The organism is Streptomyces kryoterrae, assembly GCF_054072135.1.
This window is the reverse complement of the sequence record NZ_CM133358.1, coordinates 8,253,417-8,270,361: the sequence shown is the minus strand read 5'-3', so window position 1 is coordinate 8,270,361 and position 16,945 is coordinate 8,253,417. Positions and strand designations below refer to the sequence as shown.

Here is a 16,945-nt window from a genome sequence, read left to right as displayed (position 1 = left end):
GGCTTCTTTGGGGAAGGCGCACGCGGCCAGGGTAGCCCGCTGCGGGGCCGTATGGTCAGGGCGTCCACGGGACGGACCTACGTGGCGTGTGTGACGTGGCCGAAAGCCACCGGGTGTACGCAAGGGATCCACCCGGATGTACGCGGGATGTAACAGGTGTCGACCAGCCATTGGCGGGTGGTCGACATGGAACGGTAGTGTTCGACATTGCCGAACGGCGGCAGCGAACGCCGGGTGCGGGCGGTCGAAGGGGACGGAGGCAGGACGGCGATGGCACGGAACATCCAGTCGCTCGAACGGGCGGCGGCGATGCTGCGGCTCCTCGCGGGCGGCGAGCGTCGGCTCGGCCTCTCGGACATCGCCTCGTCCCTCGGCCTCGCCAAGGGCACCGCCCACGGCATCCTGCGCACCCTCCAGCACGAGGGCTTCGTCGAGCAGGAGGCCACGTCCGGCCGCTATCAGCTGGGCGCCGAACTGCTGCGCCTGGGCACCACCTATCTGGACGTCCACGAGCTGCGCGCGCGTGCCCTGGTGTGGACCGACGACCTGGCCCGCTCCAGCGGCGAGAGCGTCCACCTGGGCGTCCTGCACCAACACGGCGTGCTGATCGTGCACCACGTCTTCCGCCCCGACGACAGCCGGCAGGTGCTGGAGGTCGGGGCCATGCAGCCCCTGCACTCCACGGCGCTGGGCAAGGTCCTGTCGGCCTACGACCCGGTCGCCCACAGCGAGGTCCTGGAGGTCGAGCGCAAGTCGTTCACCGACCGGACGATCAGCGACCTGGAGGGCTTCGAGGGCGTACTGGACCTCACCCGCGCGCGTGGGTACGCGGCCGACGTGGAGGAGACCTGGGAGGGCGTCGCGTCGATCGCCGCCCCCATCCACGACCGGCGGCGGATGCCGGTCGGCGCGGTGGCCGTCACCGGCGCCGTGGAACGGCTCCGCCGGGAGGGCGAGCTGCGCCCGGAGCTGATCGCGGCGGTGCGGGACTGCGCCCGCGCGGTGTCACGGGATCTGGGCGCCGGGCGGTTCTGAGCCCCCGTACGAAATCTGCGCCTTCACACGAAAGCAGCCGGGACATCTTGGATGTTCCGGTCTTTTCGTGCGCGGGGCGTGTGCGGGCGGACGCGGGTCGCGACCGGTTCAAGATCGATAGCTCACAGCAATCAATAACGATCGTGTTTTCGATAACAGAGCTCTTGACGCGCCTGTAACACCACGGCAAGACTCCCGTCCATCGGTCGACATTGTCGAACACCGACCGGCAATGGGCGTTAGAGTGTGACAACGCCAAGGGCCGGCAGCTCTTCCCCTGGAACGAAGGACAAAGGAGTCGCGGGTGTCCAGCTCCGACATCTTCATCGGCGAGACCATAGGTACCGCCATACTCATCCTGCTCGGCGGCGGCGTCTGTGCCGCCGTCACGCTGAAGGCCTCCAAGGCCCGGAACGCCGGCTGGCTCGCCATCACCTTCGGGTGGGGTTTCGCCGTACTGACGGCCGTATACACCTCGGCGCCGCTCTCCGGCGCCCATCTCAACCCGGCCGTGACCCTCGCGCTCGCGCTCAAGAAGGACGGCATCGACTGGAGTGACGTCCCGGTCTACTGGGGCGGGCAGCTGCTCGGCGCCATGATCGGTGCCTCCCTGGTCTGGGTCGCCTACTACGGCCAGTTCCTCGCACACCTGACCGACAAGGAGATCGTCGGCGCTCCGGCCGAGAAGGCCGTCGAGGCGCAGGAGAAGGGCGCCGGGCCGGTCCTGGGCATCTTCTCCACCGGTCCCGAGATCCGCGTCGCCTGGCAGAACATCGCCACCGAGGTCATCGGCACGGTCGTGCTGGTGCTCGCCGTCCTCACGCAGGGCCTCAACGACAGCGGCAAGGGCCTGGGCGTCCTGGGCGCCCTGATCACCTCGCTCGTCGTCGTCTCCATCGGTCTGTCCCTCGGTGGCCCGACCGGCTATGCGATCAACCCGGCCCGTGACCTCGGTCCGCGCATCGTGCACGCACTCCTGCCCCTGCCCAACAAGGGCGGCTCCGACTGGTCCTACGCCTGGATCCCGGTGGTCGGTCCGCTGATCGGCGGCGCCATCGCTGCGGGCATCTACAACGTCGCTTTTGCTTAGAGCAGCCGGAACAATCAACGCAGCCCCGAGCAGCAACGCCGTAAGCCAGCCCTTCATCCACGGACCTCTCAGGAGCACACAGTGACCGACGACGCGCACACCGCCGGCCCGTTCATCGCGGCCATCGACCAGGGCACCACCTCCAGCCGCTGCATCGTCTTCGACCGGGACGGCCGGATCGTCTCCGTCGACCAGAAGGAGCACGAGCAGATCTTCCCGAAGCCGGGCTGGGTGGAGCACGACGCCACCGAGATCTGGACGAACGTCGAGGAGGTCGTCGCCGGAGCCATCTCCAAGGCGAACATCACCCGCGACGACATCAAGGCCATCGGCATCACCAACCAGCGCGAGACGACGCTGCTGTGGGACAAGAACACCGGTGAGCCCGTCCACAACGCCATCGTCTGGCAGGACACCCGTACCGACACGCTCTGCAAGGAGCTGGGCCGCAACGTCGGGCAGGATCGTTTCCGCCGTGAGACCGGCCTGCCGCTGGCCTCGTACTTCGCCGGCCCCAAGGCCCGCTGGCTGCTCGACAACGTCGAGGGCCTCCGCGCACGCGCCGAGGCCGGGGACATCCTCTTCGGCACCATGGACAGCTGGGTCATCTGGAACCTGACGGGCGGTGTCAACGGCGGCAAGCACTACACCGACGTCACCAACGCCTCCCGCACCATGCTGATGAACCTGCACACGCTGGAGTGGGACCCGAAGATCGCCGAGTCGATCGGCGTCCCGCTGTCGATGCTCCCGGAGATCCGCTCCTCCGCCGAGGTCTACGGCGAGGTCACCGGCGGCAAGCTGGGCGACCTGCTCGGCGGCATCCCGGTCGCCTCGGCGCTCGGCGACCAGCAGGCGGCCCTGTTCGGCCAGACCTGTTTCGCCGAGGGCGAGGCCAAGTCGACGTACGGCACCGGCACGTTCATGCTGATGAACACCGGCGACAAGATCATCAACTCCTACAGCGGCCTGCTGACCACGGTCGGCTACCGCATCGGCGACCAGGCCCCGGTCTACGCCCTGGAGGGCTCGATCGCGGTCACCGGTTCGCTGGTGCAGTGGATGCGCGACCAGATGGGCCTCATCTCCACCGCCGCCGAGATCGAGACGCTCGCGTCGTCGGTCGAGGACAACGGCGGCGCCTACTTCGTGCCGGCCTTCTCCGGTCTGTTCGCCCCGTACTGGCGCTCCGACGCCCGCGGTGTGATCGCCGGCCTGACCCGGTACGTCACCAAGGCGCACCTCGCGCGCGCCGTGCTGGAGGCGACCGCCTGGCAGACCCGTGAGATCACGGACGCCATGACCAAGGACTCGGGCGTCGAGCTCGCGGCTCTCAAGGTCGACGGCGGCATGACCTCCAACAACCTGCTGATGCAGACCCTCTCGGACTTCCTGGACGCCCCCGTGGTGCGCCCGATGGTCGCCGAGACGACCTGCCTCGGTGCCGCCTACGCCGCCGGTCTCGCCGTCGGCTTCTGGACCAACACCGACGACCTGCGCGCCAACTGGCGCCGGGCCGCCGAGTGGACCCCCAACATGGACGCGGAGAAGCGCGACCGTGAGTACAAGAGCTGGCTCAAGGCCGTCGAGCGGTCCATGGGCTGGCTCGAAGACAGCTCTGTCGAGGAGTAAGAAACACATGACCAGCCAGTCCACCCTGCAGTCCGTGCCTGCCCTCGGTACGCACCCGGCCTTCGGATCCAACCCGAGCCGTGCCGAGACCCGGGAGCAGCTCTCCAAGGCGACGTACGACCTTCTCGTGATCGGCGGTGGCATCCTCGGCATCTCGACGGCCTGGCATGCCGCGCAGTCCGGTCTGCGGGTGGCGCTGGTCGACGCCGGTGACTTCGCCGGCGCCACCTCCTCCGCTTCCTCCAAGCTTCTCCACGGCGGTCTGCGCTATCTGCAGACCGGCGCGGTGAAGCTGGTCGCGGAGAACCACTTCGAGCGCCGTGCGGTGTCCCGTCAGGTGGCTCCCCACCTGGCGAACCCGCTCACGTTCTACCTCCCCGTGTACAAGGGCGGGCCGCACGGCGCGGCGAAGCTCGGGGCGGGCGTCTTCGCCTACTCCGCCCTGTCGGCGTTCGGTGACGGTGTCGGCCACCTGCTGTCGCCGGCCAAGGCCGCGCAGGACGTGCCCGAGCTGCGCACCGAGAACCTCAAGGCCGTGGCCGTGTACGGCGACGGTCAGATGAACGACGCGCGTATGGCGCTGATGACGGTCCGTGCGGCCGTCGAGGCGGGCGCTGTCGTGCTCAACCACGCCGAGGTGTCGGGTCTGCGCTTCACCAACGGCCGGGTCACCGGTGCCGATCTGCGCGACCGGCTCTCCGGCGACGACTTCGGCGTCAACGCCCGGCTCGTGCTCAACGCCACCGGCCCCTGGGTCGACCACCTGCGCAAGATGGAGAACCCGGACGCGGCGCCGTCCATCCGGCTGTCGAAGGGCGCGCACCTGGTCCTGAAGCGGACGTCTCCGTGGAAGGCCGCGCTGGCGACCCCGATCGACAAGTACCGCATCACCTTCGCCCTCCCCTGGGAGGACATGCTGCTGCTCGGCACCACCGACGAGGTGTTCGAGGGCGACCCGGCGGATGTCGCGGTCACCGAGAAGGACACGGCGCAGATCCTCGACGAGGCCGCGTTCTCCGTGCGCGACCAGCAGTTGTCCCGGGACCTGATCACGTACTCCTTCGCGGGTCTGCGCGTGTTGCCGGGTGGCCCCGGTGACACGGCGAAGGCCAAGCGGGAGACGGTCGTGACCGAGGGCAAGGGCGGGATGCTGTCCGTCTCGGGCGGCAAGTGGACGACCTTCCGGCACATCGGCCGTACGGTCATGGAGAAGCTGGAGACGCTGCCGGGCCGTCCGCTGGGCGACGACTTCGAGCCCGTCTCGTCCCTGCCGAAGCACCTGCCGCTTCCCGGCGTCGCCAACCCGCGCGCTGTCGCGCACCGGCTGCTGGTCGACAGCCCGGCACCGGGTCCGCGCATGGCGGCCGACACGGCGAAGCACCTGGCGACGCACTACGGTTCGCTGGCGTTCGACATCGCGCGGCTGGCGAACGAGAACCCCGAGCTGGGTCAGCGGGTGCACGCCGATGCGCCGGAGATCTGGGCGCAGGTCGTGTACGCGCGGGACAGCGAGTGGGCGGAGACCGTTGACGACGTGCTGCGCCGCCGGACCACGCTGACGATTCGGGGACTTGCCACGGACGACGTCCGTGCGAAGGTTCAGGATCTGCTCGACAAGAAGTAGGGGTACGGCGTGAAGGGGCGGCTCCTCGTAGAGGGAGCCGCCCCTTTGCGTTTGTCCCTAAACGCCCTCCACTACCGCCCGTACGTCGTTCGGGGTGGTCAACTCCGCGCGGCGGAGGATCAGTTCGCGGCCGATCAGAAGTGCCCGGCGTGAGGCCGGGACCGGGTCCGGGAGCGTCGTCAGGTCTGTCAGGTGGGCGAAGCCGATGATGCGGCGGATGATCTCCGTGCCCGCGTAGCCCACCGCCTCCGTCCAGACCCTGCGCAGGAAGCGGTCCAGGTACGCGTCGTCGAAGAAGGTGTCGGTCCTCGTCGGCCACAGGGCGCGGAACTCGGACGCGAATGCCTCCCAGGACAGGGCCAGTTGGTCGGCGTGGTCGCTCGACAAGCCCAGTGCGCGCGCCCGTTCCTCCGAGACCAGGGCGTTCGCCCAGTAGAGGCCGAGGTCGTAGCCGATCGGGCCGACGAAGGAGAACTCGGGGTCGAAGACCCGTACCACCGGGGCGCCTTCGCGTTCGCCGACCATGACGCTGCCGGTGTGCAGGTCGCCGTGGAGGAGCGCCTGGGCGCTGGTCATGAAGGTGTGGCGGAGGTCGGCGACCTCCGTGCGGAGCCTCGCATCGGCGCGGAACTCCCTGGCCAGGTCGTCCACACCCTCGTGCCAGTGGTTGTGTTCGTGCTCGATGTACGGCTCGGCGAGGACCACGTCCTCGGTGATCTTGCACAGCTCCGGGCTCACCGAGGCCGCCAGCAGTGCCTTGCGGTTCGCCGACTCCATGCCGAAGTCGCTGGTCGTGAACGTCAGTTGGGCCACGAACTCGCCGATGCGGGCGGAGGTGTGGGGGCCGTACGCCGTGCCCTCGTTGAGGAGGGTGCGCAGGACCTCCAGGTCCGACATGTCCTCCATGACGAGGGCGTAGTTCTCGGGGTCGTAGCCGAGGATCGCCGGGATCTTGTCGGGGGCCACCTTCGCGACCTGCTCGTACGCCCTCGCCTCGGCGTCGGCGCGCTCCGGGCTCATCGGCCAGGAGGGGCCCGCCACCCGGACCCAGGGCAGGGCCTGCTTGACGGCGAGGCTGCGGGTGCCGTCGGTGGACCTGGCGAGGAACACGCGGTTCATGTTGCCGTCGGAGACCTCGCGGACCTGGATGTCCGACGCGTCGGGCCAGTAGCCGCGCTCGTTCAGGTACGCGGGGATGTCGGCCGGCTCCAGGATGCGGTAGCCCATCGTGAACTTCCTTATGCGGTGCGGCGCTTGGACAGGGTGAAGCTGAAGACCAGGGCGAGGATGAGGACGGCGCCCTCGACCACGTCCTGCGTGTAGTACGGCAGGCCCTTGATGGTCAGGCCGGTGGTGATGATGCCGATGAGGACCGCGCCCAGGGCGGTACCCCAGACGTTCGGTCGGCCCCGGCCGAGGACGGAGGTGCCGACCAGGGCGACGGCGACGGCTTCGAGGAGTTGCGAGGTGCCCGCGGAGACATCGCCCTGGCCGATGCGCGCCGCCAGGATCAGGCCGCCGATCGACGCGAGGACCCCGGAGAGGACGTACGCCAGGGCCCGGTACGCGCCCACGCGGATGCCCGCCAGGCGGGAGGCCTCGGGGTTGGCGCCGATCGCGTACAGCACGCGGCCCCAGCGGGTGCGGGCCAGGAAGACCCAGGCCACGACCGTCAGGGCGCCGAAGATGACCACGGAGACGGGGATGCCGAGGACCGTGCCCCGGTCGATGCGCAGGAAGCCCTCGGTGAATCTGCCGGGGGCCGTCGTGCCGTCGGACCGGGTCATGCCCGGGGTGATCGACTGGCCGTCGACCAGGATGAGTTTGGTGCCCTGGATGACGAACATCGTGCCCAGCGTGGCCAGCATGTCGGGGATCTTGAGGACCACGATGAGCAGGGCGTTGAGCAGGCCCGCGAGTGCGCCCGCGACGATCACCGCGACGATCGCGACCACGCCGACCTGGTTGTAGGTGACCATCGTCTTCGCGGCGACGGTCACGCCGAGGCCGGCCACCGCGCCGACCGACATGTCCATTCCGCCGACGGCCATGGTGAGCGTGACGCCGAGGCCGAGGATCGCGGCGACGGACACGTACCGCAGGGTGTCGAGGAGGGTCGCGGAGTCGCGGAAGGACGGCTCGCTCAGCGCGAAGTACGCGAAGAGGGTGACGGTGACGAAGATGAAGCCGTACTTGATGACCGCGTTCTGGATGCGCGGACCGGCGGCGAGCGTGGACGGGGTCGCCGTCTTCACGGGGGCGCTCTGGGTGGTGGTCATGGCGTACTTCCTGGGGTGACAGGCATCGGCGGGCGGGCGCGGAGGTGGGAGCGGGCGGCGGCCATCACACCGACGCCGAGATGGTCCGGATGACGCGGTCGCGTTCCGCGTCCTCGCCGTACGCGTCGAGGTGGATCTCGCCGGCCGCGAGGACGACGACCCGGTCGGCGACCTCCAGGACCTCGTCGACGTCGGCGGACAGGACCAGGACGGCGGCGCCCTCGGCGGCCAGGGCGCGGGCCCGGCGGCCGATGTCGCGCCGGGCGCCGATGTCCACGCCTCGGAACGGCTCGTCCAGGATGAGGACGCGGGGTCGTTCGGCGAGCCAGCGCCCGACGACGACCTTCTGCTGGTTGCCGCCGGACAGCTCCTCGACGGTGCTGTGCTCGTCGCGGGCGACGACGCCGAGGGCCTCGATGGTGTCGCGGCCGAGGGCGTCCTCCTTGGAGCGGTTCACCAGCCCGGCCGTCGAGAGCGACCTGAGGAACGGCAGGGAGATGTTCTGGGCGAGCGACCAGCCGGGGACCAGGGCGTCCGCGTGCCGGTCCTCGGGGACGAGGTGGATGCCGGCCCGGATCGCGTCGGCGGGGCGGCGGGGCGTGTACGGCCTGCCGTCGAGTTCCACGGCTCCGGTGGCGAAGGGTTCCGCGCCGAAGAGGCCGCGGGCCAGCTCCGTCTTGCCGGCACCCAACAGACCGACGACGCCGGTGACTTCGCCCGCGCGCAGGTCCAGGTCCTGGGGAGTACGGCCGTCCAGGAGCCGTACTCCGCGCAGGGAGAGCAGAATCTCGCCCTGCTCCCCCGCGGGCTGCGGACGGGCGGTGGTCACCTCCTGGGCCTGGGCGAGCATGGCGCGCAGGGCGCTGTCCCAGTCGAAGGGCTTGACCTGGTCCTCGGTGAGACGGCCGTCTCGCAGGACGACCAGCCGGTCCGCCAGCGCGTCGATCTCGCCGAGGCGGTGGGAGACGTAGAGGACCGCGATGCCGTCGTCACGCATCCTCTCGACCAGCGCGAACAGGCGCTCCGCCTCCGCCGCGGAGAGCGCGGACGTCGGTTCGTCGAGGATCAGGAGCCTCGGGCGGGTGGCCAGGGCGCGGGCCAGGATCAGCAACTGGCGGTCGGAGATGCCGAGTTCGGTGACGTCCCGCTTGAGCAGGGCGTCGCTCCAACCGAGGTCGAGGGCCGACTGGATCTCGCGGGCGCGGGCGAGCACGCGGCGCCCGTTCAGGAACGGGTTGCCGCGTGCCTGGGCCAGCTCCTCGAAGACCAGGTTCTCGGCGACGGTGAGGCCGGGCACGATGCCCTCGCCGATCCGCTGGTGCACCGTCTGGATGCCCAACTGGCGGGCGGCGAGCGGTGATGGGAGGGCGGCCTGCGCCCCGTTCACCGTCACTTCGCCGCCGTGGTCCGTGTGGACGCCGGACAGGATCTTGATGAGCGTGGACTTGCCGGCCCCGTTCGCACCGAGCAGCGCGACCACGCTGCCCGGTGCGATGTCCAGCGAGACGGACTCCAGGACCGTCTTCCCGCCGAAGGCCATGCTGACGTCCCGCAGAGCGACCGCCGGTGAGACGCCGGTCCGCTCGGACGGTTCCGGTTCGGACGGCTCAGTCGCCTCAGTGGGCGACATTGGCGATCCAGTCGGCCGTGCTGACCTGGGAGAGGTTCAGCGCGGGCAGCGCGGTGCGCAGCTGGTCCATGTTCTGGATGTTCTTGCTCTTCAGGAAGTCCTGGGTGATGGCGACGGCCGGGAACTCGACCGAGGTCTTGTTCAGCTGGCCGGCCAGCTCCAGGGCGGCCGTACGGACGACCGCGGCGCCGACGGCGGACGGGTCGGTGCCCGCGGTGGCGACCCAGGGGCTGCCCGCGGCGGTCATGTTCTGGATGTCGGCGTTGGAGACGTCCGCGCCGAACACCTTCACCTTGCCCGCGAGCTTCTTGTTCTGCACGGCGAGGACGGTGCCCTTGGCCAGCTCGTCGTAGGGGGCGAAGACGCCCGTCACGTCCGAGTGCTGGGTGAGCGCGGCGGAGACCAGCGGCACGTTGTCCGTGGCGGTGGAGTCGGTGACCTTGCCGACCTTGAAGGCCTGCTTCCAGCCGTTGGCGTCGACCGCCGACTTCCAGACACTGTCGCGCTTGTCGAGGGCCGCGTAACCGGCGACGTTGACGTAGCCGACCTTGGCGTTCTTGCCGAGGTCCTTCGCCATCACGTCGAGGACGGCCTGCGCCATGCTCGCGTCGTCCTGCTTGGTGCTGACGACGCCCTTCGTGGCGGTCTCGACGTCGTAGACGACGACCTTGATGCCTTGCTTGACGGCCTTGTCGATCTCGGGCTGGATCGTCGACGGGAAGCCGTGGTCCACGATGATCGCCTGCGCGCCGGAGTTGATCGCCGAGGACAGGTCGGTGGCCTGCTTGGCGTTGTCGGCCTGGGCGTCGTACACGGTCAGGTCGATGCCGAGGGCCTTGGCCTGCGCCTTGGCACCGTTGCCCCACTGCTCGAAGTAGTCACCGGCGCCGCTCTGGCGGACCAGCGCGACCTTCACCGTGCCCTTGTCGAAGGGCGCGGGCTTCGTGCCGGTGGCGGCGGACGCGGAGGCGGACGTGTCGCCGGTGTCCTTGGAGGCGTTCGTCGACTGCGAGCAGCCCGCGAGGAACAGCGCCGACACGGAGGCCAGCGAGAGCGCGGCAAGGGGGAGACGGGTGCGGGACATGCGGGACTCCAGGTGCAGGGCAGTACGGGAGGAAGAGAGAGAGGGGGCAAACAAGGGAGAGAGGCGAGCAAGGATGAAGGAGCGCGATGGCCGGAAGGCGTGGGCGCGGGAGTGTCCGGCCCTGGGCGCGAGGTGGCGGCGCGAGGTGGTGGCGTGCGGTGGATATCCACGGCACGGCCGGGGCGTCCCCGGTACTCCGCTTCAGGTCAGCGACAGCGGGCTGTGGTCGACCGGAGCAAGTCCACGTACAGCCGCCGCACGAGCAGCAGCGTCTTCATAGGGAGATCATGAGAACGTTTCCAGCCATTCGTCAAAGGCTTGGACACCAGATCTCAGTATATGGAACGCCGGATTCGTCACACTCTGCCGACCCTCCGACGGGAGTTACCATCACGGAACCGGCACCCGACCCGGGACAGTGAGGCTTCCGATGACGACGACACCCTGCGCCACAGCGGTACGACGCTGTACCGACGCGCTGTGTCGCGGCTGTCGCGACTGACGACCGGCCCCGGCCCCTCCTGCTCCTCCCCCACCCCCCTTGCCTTCGTTTTCGTTGTCGCATCCCTTCCAGCCATCTGGAGTTGCTCCCATGACCCTGCTGACGACCTGGCCCGAGTCCGGCCCGGAGACCGTCGTGCGCCGTACCTCCGACCCGGCCGAGATCGCCGCCGCGCTGGCCCCGATCGGGGTGCGCTACGAGCAGTGGCCGATCCGCGAGGACGTGCCCGCGGACGCCGACAGCGACACCGTGTTCGCCGCGTACGGCCCGGAGATCGACAAGCTGAACGCCGAGGAGGGCTTCACCACCGTCGACGTCCTCGGGCTGCACCCCAGTGACGACCCGGAGTTCCCCGCGAAGGCGAAGGCGGCCCGCGCGAAGTTCCTCCAGGAGCACACCCACGACGACGATGACGAGGTCCGCTTCTTCGTCTCCGGCTCCGGCATCTTCTATCTGCACGTGGGCGGCGAGGTGCACGCCGTGTACTGCGAGAAGGGCGACCTGCTGGGCGTGCCGCGCGGCACCACACACTGGTTCGACATGGGCACCAGCCCCGCTTTCACCGCGATCCGCTTCTTCCACGAGGAGGACGGCTGGATCGGCAACTTCACCGGCTCGACCATCGCCTCCCGCTTCCCTGACTACGACACGATCGACGCCGGGTTCCAGCAGGACAGGGCCGCCGCGTGACCCTGCCGGGCACGGTGTTCGACGTGGACGCCGTGGACGCAGTGGTGCTCGACATCGAGGGCACCACGAGCGCCACGGGGTTCGTCGTCGACGTGCTGTATCCGTACTCCCGCTCCCGTTTCGGAGCACTGCTCTCGGAGCGGAGCGGTGATCCGGAGGTGGCGCGGGCGGTCGCGCAGGTGCGCGAGCTGATCGAGGAGCCCGGCGCCGACGCCGTACTCGTCGAGAAGACCCTCAACGCCTGGCTCGACGAGGACCGCAAGGCGACGCCCCTCAAGACCCTCCAGGGCGTCATCTGGTCCGAGGGCTTCGCGCGCGGCGACCTCGTCTCGCACTTCTACGACGACGTCCTGCCCGCCTTGCGCACCTGGCACGCGGCGGGGCTTCGGCTGTACGTCTACTCCTCCGGGTCGGTCGCCGCGCAGCGCGCGTGGTTCGCGTCCACCCCGGAGGGCGACCTGCTGCCGCTCGTCTCGGGCCTGTACGACACCGAGAACGCGGGGCCCAAGCAGGAGCCGGAGTCGTACCGCCGTATCGCGGCGGCGACCGGGAGCACGGACCCGAGCCGTCTGCTCTTCCTGTCCGACCGGCCGGGCGAGCTGGACGCCGCGCGCGCCGCCGGGTGGCGGACCGTCGGGGTCCGGCGGCCCGGGGAGCCGTACTACGAGCAGGGCGTCGGGGACCACGCGCAGGCGGGGTCGTTCGACGAGATCAGCATCACCAGTTCCGCCGGCGCCACCGGTTCCACCGTTTCAAGGAGCACCACGTGACCGCCGACATCAGCCCGCTCGACCTTGAGGACGCGGGGGCGGTACTCGCCGCCGAGTCCGCCCGTTTCGCCTCCTTCGGCTGGATGCGGGGCACCTCCGGGAACCTGTCCGTGGTGCTGTCCCGGGATCCGCTGCTTCTCGCGGTGACCGCGAGCGGCCACGACAAGGGTGAACTGACGCCCGGCGACGTGGTGTTGGTGGACGCGCGGGGCGCGGCGGTGAACGGCGGCAAGCCGTCCGCCGAGGCCGAGCTGCACGCCCGGGTCGCCGCGCTGACCGGGGCCGGCGCGGTGGTGCACGTGCACACCGTGGCGTCCGTGGCGATGGGCCGGCGCGAGCCGGGCGGGATCGTGTTCAAGGACGTCGAGATGCTCAAGGGCGTGGGCCAGCCCGCCCACGACGTCGAGGTGACCCTGCCGGTCATCACCAACAGCCAGGACATGAAGGTGCTCGGCGACCGCCTGGAGGCGGCACGCGATCCCCGGATGCCGGCCGTCGTGGTCGCGGGACACGGGCTGTACGTGTGGGGGAACGACCCCCGTCAGGCGCGGCACCACACCGAAGTCGTGGAGTGGCTGCTGGAGTTGGAGCTCTCGCCGCGCTGAGGTCCGGTGCGGAACAGCGGGAAGGGGGTCCTCGGTGTCCGAGGACCCCCTTCCCGCTGTTGCCTCTACTTCAGGTACTCGCCCGGGAGTTCACCGGAGGACACCTCCAGCACCCCCCGCTCCGTCACCAGCCCCGTCACCAGCCGTCCCGGCGTCACGTCGAACGCCGGGTTGTGGCCGCGCGACTCGGCGGGTGCCGTCCGTACGCCCGACCACTCCAACACCTCGTCCTCGCCCCGGAGTTCGATGTGGATGTCGTCGCCGGTTGCCGTCGCCAGGTCGACCGTGGTCGTGGGCGCGGCCACCAGGAACGGGATTCCGGCGTCCGCGCAGGCCAGCGCGACCCCGACCGTGCCGACCTTGTTGGCGGTGTCGCCGTTCGCGGCGATCCGGTCCGCGCCGACGATCGCCGCGTCGACCTCGCCGCGCAGGATCGTGCCCGCCGCGGCCCCGTCGGCCTGGACGTAGTGCGGGATGCCCTCCTGGACCAGCTCCCAGGCGGTCAGCCGCGAGCCCTGGAGCAGCGGGCGCGTCTCGTCGGCGTACACGACCTCCAGCCGGCCTCGCGCGTGCAGTTCACGGATGACACCAAGTGCCGTACCCCATCCGGCCGTTGCGAGCGCGCCGGTGTTGCAGTGGGTGAGGATGCGCAGCGGGCGGTCGCCGGCGCTCGCGGCGAGGCGCTCGATCAGCCAGTCGGCGCCGTGCGCGCCCATCGCGCGGTTGCCCTCGACGTCCTCGCGCTGAACGGCTGCGGCCTCTTCGAGCACCGCCTCCAGGCCCTCGTCGAAGCGGGTCATGACCCGGTCCACGCACACCATGAGGTTGACCGCGGTCGGCCGGGCCTCGCGGATCCGTGCCACCGCCGCCCGCACCTGGTCCTCGGTCCAGCCCTCGCGCTCGCCCTGGAGCAGCGCCAGGGCGACCCCGTACGCGCCCGCCGCGCCGATCGCGGGCGCGCCACGTACGACGAGCCGCTGGATCGCGTCCACCAGGGTGTCCACATCGCGGACATCCCTGGTCTCGTTGCGGTGCGGCAGCAGGGTCTGGTCGATGAGCGCGAGGCTGTTTCCGGTCCAGCCGACGGCGCGCAGTTCCTGGGGCATGACGGGACGCTCCTGAAGTTCCGACGGTGCGCGACACCGTACATGACCTCGGCGAACCACAGTTCGAGACAGCTGGGCCGGTGGCCGAATGACGGTGTTAGAGTCCAGCACCCACACCCGTAGGGCCCATGTGAAGGAGGACGCGTGCCACTCACCTTGCGCCGCTTCCTCGACCACGGCCGGTGTGCGAGCGACGGCTGTCGACACTGACCCGTCCCCCTCGGCGTCCCTGTTCCGTCCCGCCTTCGCCACTCCCCCCTCCCGTGCTCAGCGCAGAGCGCGGGCTGTGACTGACGTACCTCCGGAAGGTCCCCCGATGCCTCGCAGATCCCGTCGCACGATCCCGCTCGCCGCCATGACCGTGCTGCTCGTCGCCGGTGCCACGGCCTGCAACGCCGCCAAGAAGGACAACGCGTCCTCCGACAGCAGTGCGGGCAGCGCGTCGTTCACGCTTGTCACGCCGGACGCCGTCGGACAGAACGAGTTCCTCAAGCTGGCCGTGACCGGCGTCAAGGCAGCCGCGAAGGCACACAACGGGTCCGAGAAGGTGTTCGAGTCCACCGACGCCGCCTCCCAGCAGCAGAACGTGCAGGCCGCCGTCGACGCGAAGCCCGATGTCGTCGTGCTGGTCGGCTTCGAGTTCGCGGACCTGGTCGCGAAGCAGGCCGCCGCGCACCCCAAGCAGCAGTTCCTGATGATCGACGCGTGCACGACGAGGGCGATCGACAACGTCAGCTGCGAGGTCTTCCGCGAGCACGAGGGCGTCTTCCTCGCCGGTGCGGAGGCCGGGCTGCTGAGCAGGAGCGGCAAGGTCGGCGCGGTGGACGTGCTGGACACGCCCGTGTTCCGCCGCTTCAGCGACCCGTTCGCGGCCGGCGCCCAGCATGTCGCCGCGAAGACGGAGACCGGCACCCGCTTCGTCGGCGGCCAGTCCCCGTTCGACGACTCGGCGCGTGCCAAGGAGCAGGCGAACGATCTGCTCTCCAAGGGCTACGACCAGCTGATGGCGGCTGCCGCGGCCGGCAACTACGGCGTGTTCGAGGCGGCGAAGGCCAAGGGCGCGTTCGCGTACGGCGTCGACGTCAACCAGTGCCCCTCGGCGCCCGGCACGGTCGTAGACAATGTGATCAAGCGCACGGACATCGCCGTGGAGAAGGGCGTCGAGCAGGTCCTCGCCGGTCAGACGGGCACGACCACCTCGTACGGCCTGAAGGAGGGCGGCATCAGCCTCACGGGCCTGGAGAAGGGCGTCGACTCGTCCCAGTGCGTGATCGCGAAGCACCCCGACGTCCTGAAGAAGATCGAGGCGCTGCGCGACCAGATCGTGTCCGGAGAGCTGACGGTCGATGACCCCGCCGCCGTCGGCTGACCCGGAGGCGGCGGCTGTCGAGCTCCGGGGAATCACCAAGCGGTTCCCCGGCACGCTCGCCAACGACGCCGTCGACCTGACCGTCCGGCGCGGCGAGATCCACGCCCTGATGGGCGAGAACGGCGCCGGCAAGTCGACGCTCATGTCCGTCCTGTACGGGATGGAGCGCCCGGACGCCGGTTCGGTACGGATCGACGGGCGTGAGGTCGCGTTCTCCGACCCCGGTGACGCGTTGGCCGCCGGGCTCGGCATGGTCCACCAGAGCTTCAAACTGTTCGACTCGCTGACGGTCGCCGAGAACGTGGTGTACGCCGCCGAGCCGCGCCGTTTCGGCCTGGTGGACCGGGGTGCGGCCCGCCGCCGGGTGCGTGAGCTGGCCGCGGAGCACGGGCTCGCGGTCGATCCGGACGCCCGGGTCGGTGACCTGCCCGTCGGGCTGCGCCAGCGCGTGGAGATCCTCAAGCTGCTGCACCGCGGTGCCCGCACGCTGATCCTCGACGAGCCGACCGCCGTCCTCACGCCCACCGAGGCGGACGCCCTGTTCGCGGTCCTCAAGTCCCTTGCCGCACAAGGCCGTACGGTCATCCTGGTCACACACAAACTCCGCGAGGTACTCGAAGGCAGCGACAACGTCACGGTGTTGCGGGACGGCCGGGTCGTCGCCCGGCTGGTCACCGCCGAGACGTCCGCCGCCGAGATCGCCGCCGCGATGACGGGCCGCGCCGTGGAACTCGACCGCGTCCACGCCCCCGGCACCCCGGGCGACGTGGTCCTGGACGTCACCGGCCTCGCGACGGACGGCGTACGGGATGTCCGGCTCACCGTGCACGCAGGGGAGATCGTCGGCATCGCGGGCGTCGCCGGCAACGGCCAGAGCGAGCTGGTGGAGGCGCTGGCCGGTCTGCGCCCGGTGCACTCCGGCCGGGTCGCGCTGCTCGGCGACGACATCACGCACGCCTCGGCGACCGAACGCCGCGCCAAGGGCCTCGCGTATGTCCCCGAGGACCGGCACGCGGTCGGTACGGCGCCCGCCGCGTCGGTCGCGGACAACCTCGCGATGGGCCACCACCGTACGTCGCTGTCGTCGCGCGGACTGCTGCCGCCCGCCGCCGTACGAGGTCACGCGCGGCGCCTTGTCGAGCGCTCCGGCATCAAGGCGGCGTCCCCGGAGGTGCCCGCGTCCGCGCTGTCCGGCGGCAATCTGCAGAAGCTGCTCATCGGGCGTGAACTCGCCCATGAAGCCCCGCTGTTGCTCGTCGAGCAGCCCACGCGCGGGGTCGACATCGGCGCCGTCCAGAACATCCACGACCAGCTGATCGCCTATCGCGACGCCGGCCACGCCGTCCTGCTCGTCTCGGCGGAGCTGAGCGAGGTCCGGGGGCTCGCGGACCGGGTCCTGGTGATGTACGAGGGCCGCGTCACGGCGTCGTACGAGAAGGCCGAGGCGGACGAGCGGACGCTCGGGCTCGCGATGGCGGGCGGCGCCGGCAGCTCGGCTGCCCCGGCCCCGGTGGAGGTCGGGGACTGAT

General features: G+C 70.2%; 14 protein-coding genes. 9 read left to right on the top strand and 5 right to left on the bottom strand.

Going from position 1 to position 16,945, the window contains the following annotated elements; all coding sequences use genetic code 11:
- Positions 1 to 270 precede the first annotated feature (270 nt).
- The 4 genes from ACW4TU_RS36745 (at position 271) to ACW4TU_RS36730 (ending at position 5,381) form a co-directional block, all read left to right on the top strand.
- Positions 271 to 1,035, top strand: a complete 765-nt coding sequence (locus tag ACW4TU_RS36745) for an IclR family transcriptional regulator (RefSeq protein ID WP_457420474.1) — start codon at positions 271 to 273, stop codon at positions 1,033 to 1,035.
- Positions 1,036 to 1,339: 304 nt separating this feature from the next.
- Positions 1,340 to 2,125 carry an MIP/aquaporin family protein gene (locus ACW4TU_RS36740; RefSeq protein WP_457420472.1) on the top strand — a complete coding sequence of 262 codons (786 nt, stop codon included), beginning with the start codon at positions 1,340 to 1,342 and terminating at the stop codon, positions 2,123 to 2,125.
- Between the two features lie 81 nt (positions 2,126 to 2,206).
- Positions 2,207 to 3,757, top strand: a complete 1,551-nt coding sequence (gene glpK / locus ACW4TU_RS36735) for a glycerol kinase GlpK (protein ID WP_457420470.1) — start codon at positions 2,207 to 2,209, stop codon at positions 3,755 to 3,757.
- A 7-nt stretch (positions 3,758 to 3,764) separates the two neighbouring features.
- Positions 3,765 to 5,381 carry a glycerol-3-phosphate dehydrogenase/oxidase gene (locus ACW4TU_RS36730; protein WP_457420468.1) on the top strand — a complete coding sequence of 539 codons (1,617 nt, stop codon included), beginning with the start codon at positions 3,765 to 3,767 and terminating at the stop codon, positions 5,379 to 5,381.
- A gap of 57 nt (positions 5,382 to 5,438) precedes the next feature.
- On the opposite strand, the gene mtnK is transcribed toward ACW4TU_RS36730, so the two are convergent.
- The 4 genes from mtnK to ACW4TU_RS36710 form a co-directional block, all read right to left on the bottom strand.
- Positions 5,439 to 6,608, bottom strand: a complete 1,170-nt coding sequence (mtnK, locus tag ACW4TU_RS36725) for an S-methyl-5-thioribose kinase (protein ID WP_457420466.1) — start codon at positions 6,606 to 6,608, stop codon at positions 5,439 to 5,441.
- A gap of 11 nt (positions 6,609 to 6,619) precedes the next feature.
- Entirely contained in the window at positions 6,620 to 7,660 is a 1,041-nt protein-coding gene (locus tag ACW4TU_RS36720; protein ID WP_457420464.1) for an ABC transporter permease, read from the bottom strand.
- Between the two features lie 64 nt (positions 7,661 to 7,724).
- The gene (locus ACW4TU_RS36715; protein ID WP_457420462.1) at positions 7,725 to 9,290 is read right to left on the bottom strand and encodes a sugar ABC transporter ATP-binding protein; all 1,566 of its coding nucleotides are present in this window, start codon (positions 9,288 to 9,290) and stop codon (positions 7,725 to 7,727) included.
- Positions 9,277 to 10,374, bottom strand: coding sequence for a substrate-binding domain-containing protein (locus ACW4TU_RS36710; RefSeq protein ID WP_457420460.1), 1,098 nt, complete (start codon positions 10,372 to 10,374; stop codon positions 9,277 to 9,279). The genes ACW4TU_RS36715 and ACW4TU_RS36710 overlap by 14 nt, the downstream gene beginning before the upstream one ends.
- Before the next feature lie 592 nt (positions 10,375 to 10,966).
- On the opposite strand from ACW4TU_RS36710, the gene ACW4TU_RS36705 reads away from it, so the two are divergent.
- The 3 genes from ACW4TU_RS36705 to mtnB are packed head-to-tail and all read left to right on the top strand — an operon-like array spanning position 10,967 to position 12,941.
- Positions 10,967 to 11,566: a 1,2-dihydroxy-3-keto-5-methylthiopentene dioxygenase gene (locus ACW4TU_RS36705; RefSeq protein ID WP_457420458.1), complete on the top strand. Its 600-nt coding sequence runs from the start codon at positions 10,967 to 10,969 to the stop codon at positions 11,564 to 11,566.
- Positions 11,563 to 12,336, top strand: coding sequence for an acireductone synthase (mtnC, locus tag ACW4TU_RS36700; protein ID WP_457420456.1), 774 nt, complete (start codon positions 11,563 to 11,565; stop codon positions 12,334 to 12,336). The genes ACW4TU_RS36705 and mtnC overlap by 4 nt, the downstream gene beginning before the upstream one ends.
- Positions 12,333 to 12,941, top strand: a complete 609-nt coding sequence (gene mtnB / locus ACW4TU_RS36695) for a methylthioribulose 1-phosphate dehydratase (RefSeq protein ID WP_457420454.1) — start codon at positions 12,333 to 12,335, stop codon at positions 12,939 to 12,941. The genes mtnC and mtnB overlap by 4 nt, the downstream gene beginning before the upstream one ends.
- A 65-nt stretch (positions 12,942 to 13,006) precedes the next feature.
- Here mtnB and mtnA read toward each other — a convergent pair whose 3' ends face one another.
- Entirely contained in the window at positions 13,007 to 14,047 is a 1,041-nt protein-coding gene (gene mtnA, locus ACW4TU_RS36690; RefSeq protein ID WP_457420452.1) for an S-methyl-5-thioribose-1-phosphate isomerase, read from the bottom strand.
- Between the two features lie 316 nt (positions 14,048 to 14,363).
- On the opposite strand from mtnA, the gene ACW4TU_RS36685 reads away from it, so the two are divergent.
- Together ACW4TU_RS36685 and ACW4TU_RS36680 are read left to right on the top strand one after the other, a co-directional pair.
- Positions 14,364 to 15,416: a BMP family ABC transporter substrate-binding protein gene (locus tag ACW4TU_RS36685; RefSeq protein WP_457420450.1), complete on the top strand. Its 1,053-nt coding sequence runs from the start codon at positions 14,364 to 14,366 to the stop codon at positions 15,414 to 15,416.
- Positions 15,394 to 16,944 (top strand): ABC transporter ATP-binding protein, encoded by a 1,551-nt coding sequence (locus ACW4TU_RS36680; RefSeq protein WP_457420448.1) that lies wholly within the window; start codon positions 15,394 to 15,396, stop codon positions 16,942 to 16,944. Before ACW4TU_RS36685 ends, ACW4TU_RS36680 begins: the two co-directional genes overlap by 23 nt.
- Position 16,945 lies beyond the last annotated feature (1 nt).